Source organism: Paenarthrobacter sp. CM16 (assembly GCF_013179505.1).
Lineage (GTDB): Bacteria > Actinomycetota > Actinomycetes > Actinomycetales > Micrococcaceae > Arthrobacter.
On sequence record NZ_JABMCX010000253.1, the window covers coordinates 1 to 6,786 of the forward strand.

Here is a 6,786-nt window from a genome sequence, read left to right on the forward strand (position 1 = left end):
GAAATCTGATCCGTAAACCCACCAGTAATAATCGACTGCACCTGACCAATAGCAGCCTTGGCCTGCTCAGTAGACAACACACGCGACATAGAACTTTCCTCCCAATAAGAACAATCGCAACACCCAAGCCAAAACAAACCCAGGCGACCAGACGATGCCTAAACTACCAACACAACCCAATAAATCCAACAAACAGACAAACGATTGTGGATAACCGGGCTGGCGCAACCGGAGGGCTAATACGAGACCTCTCGCGACCGGAGGCAGCCGAACCTCTTGATTACCGGGAGATGGGCGGCCTTCTTCACACGCGGCCAACCGTCAATGACGCGCAAGCTCTCCAAGCCACCCGTGAGACCAACGTCACAAAGCTGCGGGAATAACTTTTGCGCACGTAACATTTCTCAACGTCCGTTCGCTATGTTATTGGCCATGCACCTAACGTGTTCCGGTGAGCACCTCAACCAACACTTCCCCAGCAGCTGGCAAGAGCGGCTTCCGGCTCCCCAAGTGGGCCGGTTCCTTCGGCGTCCAGATCATCGCAGCCCTCATAGTGGGCCTCATCCTCGGCCTCATCGCCAAGTACACGGGCAGCACCAAGGCCGCCCCCAATGGTTTGGGGGCCACTCTCCAGACGATCGGCTCCAGCTACGTCTCCTTGCTGCAAACCGCCGTCGTTCCTTTGATTTTCACCGCTGTGGTGAGCTCCATTGCCAACCTGCGCCAGGTCTCCAATGCTGCGCGACTGGCTTGGAACACCCTGCTGTGGTTCGCGATCACCTCGCTGGTATCGGTGCTGATCGGCATCGGCTTGGGTGTTCTCCTGCAGCCGGGCGCCGCAACCGGCATCACCGAAGAAGCGAACTACGCCGGCAAAACCGGTGACTGGTGGGCCTTCCTGATAGGTCTCTTCCCCAAGAACTTCCTGGGTCTTGGCGCCAGCTCCACAGTGACCGAGAGCGCCAACGCTGCCACCACCGTCAGCACCGCGGTCAACTTCAACGTGCTGCAGATCCTGGTCATTGCGATCGCGATCGGTGTGGCCGCACTCAAGGTGGGCAAGCAGGCCGAAGCCTTCCTCACCTTCAACGCTTCCGCGCTGGCCGTTATCCAGAAAGTGCTGTGGTGGATCATCCGCCTCGCTCCGCTGGGCACCATCGGCCTGATCGGCAACGCTGTGGCCATCTACGGCTGGGACACCATCGGTTCCCTGGGCAAGTTCACCGCCGCCATCTACATCGGGCTGGCTCTGGTGCTGTTCGTCCTCTACCCCATCCTGGTGCGCATTCACGGGCTCTCCATCAAGCAGTACTTCTCCGGCGTGTGGCCGGCCGTGCAGCTGGCGTTCGTCTCCCGTTCCTCGATCGGCACGCTGCCGCTCACGCAGCGCGTCACTGAACGGAACCTCGGCGTCCCCTCCGGCTACGCTTCCTTCGCCGTGCCGCTGGGTGCCACCACCAAGATGGACGGTTGCGCAGCAATCTACCCGGCCATTGCAGCCATCTTCGTGGCACAGTTCTTCGGCATCAACCTGGACTTCAGCCAGTACCTGCTGATCGTTCTGGTCTCGGTCCTGGGTTCGGCCGCTACGGCAGGTACCACCGGCGCCGTCGTCATGCTCACGCTGACCCTGTCCACGCTGGGTCTGCCGCTGGCCGGCGTCGGCCTCCTGCTGGCCATCGACCCCATCCTGGACATGGGCCGCACCGCGGTCAACGTGGCAGGCCAGGCACTGGTCCCGGCCATCGTGGCCAAGCGCCAGGGCATCCTGGATGAGTCGCTGTACAACGCACCCCGCAACGGTGCCGCCTTTGCCGACGAGTACGCCGCCGACAAGGCAGCAGCCGAAAGCAACGAGCGCGAACTGGCCGATACCAAGGCGTAGTCTCAACCTCTTTGGAAGTGTGCAAGTCCCCCGGGGAGTTCTCCCCGGGGGATTTGCCCGTTAAAGGGGCCATCTCTGGATAGGCTCTGACCATGTTGATCGTCACTTCAAATGAAATCCCGGGCCACCGGATCGATGCCGTCTTCGGCGAAGTCATGGGCCTCACCGTCCGCTCACGGGACATCGGCTCGCAAATGCTGGCCGGCTTCCGTTCCCTGGGGGGCGGCGAACTGCCCGAAATGACCAAGGCACTCTACGAAAGCCGCCAGGAAGTCATGGCACGCATGGTCAATGAGGCGCAACAGCGTGGGGCCAATGCCATCGTCGCCATGCGGTTCGACACCTCGGAAATGGGCACCAACTGGACCGAAGTGTGCGCCTACGGCACCGCCGTCTACGTACTGCCGCTCGGAGAGGGCGAGCCCGGAGCAACGGGACAGTCGATCTACCTGACCAAGTCGGCCGCGCAGCAGCAGAGCCAGCCGACTCCTCCCGCGCCGCCGGTGCCCCCGACTCAGTTCTAGGTTCACGCTTCCGAGTCCCGCCCTGGTTCGCCCTCCTCCCTGCACAGGGGTGGCCGTGACGAACAAGGGCGGGACTTTTCGCATCCCCATCCACCTCAAATTGCGCAGAGTGCAAACTTGCACTTAGTGTAAGTAGGTGACACAAACCAGTAGCCAGGAAGCCGCTGCGGAGTCGCCCAGCACTGCTGAGTCAACAGCGCCCACCAGGCGCGAACTCAACAAAGCGGCCACCCGCAGCTCCATAGCATCCGCAGCCCTGGACCTCTTGCGCAGCAACGGGTCCGGCAATTTCACCGTAGAAGACATCGCGGCCGCCGCCGGTGTCTCGCGGCGAACCTTCTTCAACTATTTCCCAAGCCTTGAGGCGGCCCTGGCCTCCGTGGCCGACGGCTTCATGGATCACGCTTTGGAGCAGTTTCGGCTGCGTCCGGCAGATGAGTCGATCCTCGAATCCGCTCAAGCGGCCCTCATGGCACTGGCCGATCCCATGTCCGTCGCCCCCATGGCCGAGCTGTTCAGCCTGACGCAGGACAACCGCCAGTTGGCCCGCTCCGAGCTTGAAGCCTGGGAACACTGCACCGAGCAGATCATAGACGCCGCCCGCAGCAGGCTCGGCGCCGGCATCAGCGAGCTCTATCTCCACGCCCTGGCAGGCTCCGTGATCTCGTGCGGCAAGGCCGCCATGAACGTCTGGTTCGCCGACCGCGGGCCCGACCTCTCGGCGGAGTCCCTCGCGGTCCTTCGCCAGCACCTCATCGATGCGATGGGCCTCCTCGGAGCCGGCTTCGCGCCGCCGTCGGACGCGCCTGTCCCCACCTCCCCCTCCGCTCCAACCACCACAGATCGGTTCTGACATGGCCTCGTTCCTCTACCGTCTCGGCAAGTTTTCGTATCGGCGCCGCTGGCTGGTCATCTCCATCTGGCTGGCCGTCATGGTGGCAGTTGGCGGCTCGGCCGCAGCCTTCCACGGCACCATGTCCAACAACTTCACCATCCCGGGGACCGAAACCCAGCAGATGGCGGACAAGCTCAAGGAAGCGCTCCCTGATTCTTCGGGAGGCTCCGCCAGCGTGGTCTTCGATGCCGGCGACGGCGGATTCGACCAAGCCAAGAAGGACGCAGTGGCCGCTGCGCTGACCAAGCTTGAAGCCATGCCTGACATTCAGGGAACGGTGAACCCGTTCACCACGCAGGAACAGTTGGACAAGTCCGCCGGTGAGATCGCGGCCGGTGAAGCCAAGGCCGCCGCGGGCAAGGCGCAGCTTGACGCAACCCGCGCGCAGCTCGAAGCGAGCGAAGCCCAACTGGCCGGGGCGGAACAGCAGCTGGCCGCCTCGGGCATGACACCTGCGGAGATTGAAGCACGGATGGCCCCGCAGCGCGCAGAGCTTGCGGCTGGCAAGGAAAAGCTCGACGCCGGAGCCAAGGAAGCTGCCGACGGCGCCACCGAGCTGGCTCTGGGAAAGCGACAGCTCGAAGCCTCCGAAGGCCTCCGTTTTGTCTCCAGCGACAACAAAGCAGCGGTAGCCCAGGTCCAGTTCAAGACCTCCATCAACGCCGTTGACCCCGCCGTCCGCGAAGAGGTCCAGGAGATCGTCCACGGCGTCTCATCTGCCGGCGTCACGGCCTACGCCAGCAAGGAAATCACCGAGGACGTCTCGGAGATCTTCGGGGTTGCTGAAATCGTGGGCGTCGCAGTCGCGGCCATGGTCCTGATCCTGATGCTCGGAACACTCATCGCGGCCGGGCTTCCCCTCCTGATGGCCCTGATCGGCGTAGCTGTAGGTGTCGGCGGAACGTTCGCACTGACCAGCGTCATCGACATGAGCTCCATCTCCCCGATGCTTGCCCTGATGCTTGGCCTCGCGGTTGGTATTGATTACTCCCTGTTCATCGTCAACCGTCACCGCACCCAGCTTCTGGCCGGCATGGACGCGGAGGAATCTGCGGCCTTGGCTACGGGCACTTCGGGTAATGCCGTGCTGTTCGCCGGTCTCACCGTCATCATCGCCTTGGCTGCACTGGTGGTTCCGGGACTTCCCTTCCTCGCCGTGATGGGTGTTGCGGCCGCAGCGACAGTGGCCGTCGCCGTCGTCGTAGCTTTGACCTTGACCCCCGCCGTTCTGGCCCTGATCGGCCGGAGACTCATTTCAAAGCGCGCCTGGGCCAAAGCTGCAAAGCACAACGCTGAGCCGGGCCACGAAGCGGCCGACCGTGAACGCGAAGAGAAGCGCAGCAGCGGGGGCTGGGGCGGTATGGTCACTCGTCATCCGTGGGTTGCCCTGGTTGCCAGCGTCGTATTGTTGGGCGCTTTGGCGCTGCCGGCCTCGCAACTGCGGTTGGCACTTCCCGACGGCGGTTCCGAGCCTGTCGATTCGCAGGCGTTCAAGGCCTATGACCTCACCCGCAGCAGCTTCGGCGAAGGCGTCACCGGACCGATCGTCGTCGTCGGCGAATTCCCTGAAGGCCTCAGCGACAACGACGCCAAGAGCAAGCAGTTCGATGTCGCGGATCAGCTTCGGAGCGTTGAGAATGTCATTGCTGCGGTACCGATCGCACTGAGCGACGATCGTCGCACCGCAGTGTTCCAGGTGATTCCCAAGGAAGGCCCGGCCAGTGCGGGCACCGTGCAGGTGGTGTCTGATCTCCGCGCAAAGGGTGCTGTGATCAGCGACGACCTTGACGTGAAAATTGGCCTGACCGGACAAACCGCGGGCAACATTGACGTTTCCAACAAGCTCGGCGCTGCATTGCCGCCGTACTTGGCGATCGTCGTGGGACTCTCCCTGCTGCTCTTGTTGCTGGTCTTCCGCTCGATTGTGGTGCCCCTGCTGGCAACCGGCGGTTTCCTTCTGTCCCTCGCTGCTGCCTTCGGCGCCGTAGTTGCCGTCTACCAGTGGGGCTGGCTCGGAGGGATCTTCGACGTCGCCAATCCGGGCGCTGTCCTGAGCTTCCTGCCCATCATCCTCATCGGTGTGCTGTTCGGTCTCGCCATGGACTACCAGGTGTTCATCACCTCGGGCATGCGGGAATCGTTTATGCACGGTGAGACCGCCAAGCACGCGGTACGATCCGGTTTCAGCCACGCTGCAGCCGTTGTCACCGCGGCTGCGATCATCATGGTCAGCGTGTTCTCCGGCTTCATCTTCAGCCACCTCACCATGGTCCGGCCGCTCGGCTTCGCCATGGCGTTCGGTGTGCTGATCGATGCCTTCGTGGTCCGCATGACCATAGTTCCAGCCGTGATGTACCTCTTGGGCGAGAAGGCCTGGTGGCTGCCCAAGTGGCTGGAACGGATCCTGCCGGACGTCGATGTTGAGGGCGCCAAGCTGGAGCGGACCGATCGTCGGAAGACCGAGGAACTCGTCCACTAACGCTCTTTCACATAACAGCCGATATCCACGATCGCTCTCTCACTTGCTTGAGGCAAGTGAGAGAGCGATCGGTTTAAGCACGCGGGACGTGAGAGAGCGATCGGCTTAAGCACGCGGGACGTGAAAGAGGGATCGGCTTAAGCAACGGGGACGTGAAAGAGCGATCGGTTTAAGCACCGGGGACGTGAGAGAGCGATCGGCTCAAGCACGCGGGAAGTGGGAGAGGGTTCGTATTAGGCTGGGGACCGTGACTCGATTGATCCTTGCCTCCCAGTCCCCCGCCCGCACCAAGCTGCTCACGGAGGCCGGAATCAGGCATGACGTCCTGGTCTCGGACGTTGACGAGGATGCTGTCCAGGCCAAGTACGGCGTCACCGACGCGCACGACACCGCGCTGTTGCTGGCCCGTGCCAAGGCCGAGGCTGTGGCGTCCCTCCCAGAGGCTGAGGGTGCTTTGGTAATCGGCTGCGATTCGGTATTCGAGTTCGACGGCGAGTCCCACGGCAAGCCCTACACCGCGGAGGTTGCCCGGGAACGGATGCTGCGGATGAGCGGATCGCAGGGAGTGCTCCACACCGGCCACTGGCTGGTTGACTGCCGGGACACCGCCGCTGACGCGGAAGAGGACGCATCGGAAACTGACAACCCCGAAGGCACCGGCGCCACGGTTGGAGCCGTTTCCAGCGCGGAGGTCCACTTTGCACAGATGAGCCACCACGATATTGACGCCTACATCGCCACCGGAGAACCCCTTCACTGCGCCGGCTCCTTCACCATCGACGGCTTGGGCGGGGCCTTCATCCGCAAGGTGGACGGCGACCCGCACGCCGTCGTCGGGCTTTCCATCTCCACCCTCCGGGATCTGCTGGTCCACGCCAACGTGGGCATCACGGAACTATGGGACAACGACGAGCAGTAGAAGCACTTTGTAGCAACCCTACAAAGGAACATCGCCTCACACACGGAATCCCCCATCAATATGGGCGGAACCCTCACAATCGCG

General features: G+C 62.8%; 5 protein-coding genes. All 5 read left to right on the forward strand.

Going from position 1 to position 6,786, the window contains the following annotated elements; genetic code table 11:
* Nucleotides 1-451 precede the first annotated feature (451 nt).
* The 5 genes from HP499_RS18530 to HP499_RS18550 all read left to right on the forward strand — a co-directional run bounded on the left by HP499_RS18530 (nucleotide 452) and on the right by HP499_RS18550 (nucleotide 6,702).
* A complete protein-coding gene (locus HP499_RS18530) occupies nucleotides 452-1,885 on the forward strand; it encodes a dicarboxylate/amino acid:cation symporter (protein WP_172325657.1) in 1,434 nt (477 codons plus the stop codon).
* Between the two features lie 92 nt (nucleotides 1,886-1,977).
* Nucleotides 1,978-2,409, forward strand: coding sequence for a YbjQ family protein (locus HP499_RS18535; RefSeq protein ID WP_026542732.1), 432 nt, complete (start codon nucleotides 1,978-1,980; stop codon nucleotides 2,407-2,409).
* A gap of 136 nt (nucleotides 2,410-2,545) precedes the next feature.
* Nucleotides 2,546-3,262 carry a TetR family transcriptional regulator gene (locus tag HP499_RS18540; protein WP_172325658.1) on the forward strand — a complete coding sequence of 239 codons (717 nt, stop codon included), beginning with the start codon at nucleotides 2,546-2,548 and terminating at the stop codon, nucleotides 3,260-3,262.
* A 1-nt stretch (nucleotide 3,263) separates the two neighbouring features.
* Nucleotides 3,264-5,783, forward strand: coding sequence for an MMPL family transporter (locus tag HP499_RS18545; protein WP_172325659.1), 2,520 nt, complete (start codon nucleotides 3,264-3,266; stop codon nucleotides 5,781-5,783).
* A gap of 247 nt (nucleotides 5,784-6,030) precedes the next feature.
* On the forward strand, nucleotides 6,031-6,702 hold the full coding sequence (locus HP499_RS18550; RefSeq protein WP_172325660.1) for a nucleoside triphosphate pyrophosphatase: 672 nt from the start codon (nucleotides 6,031-6,033) through the stop codon (nucleotides 6,700-6,702).
* Nucleotides 6,703-6,786 lie beyond the last annotated feature (84 nt).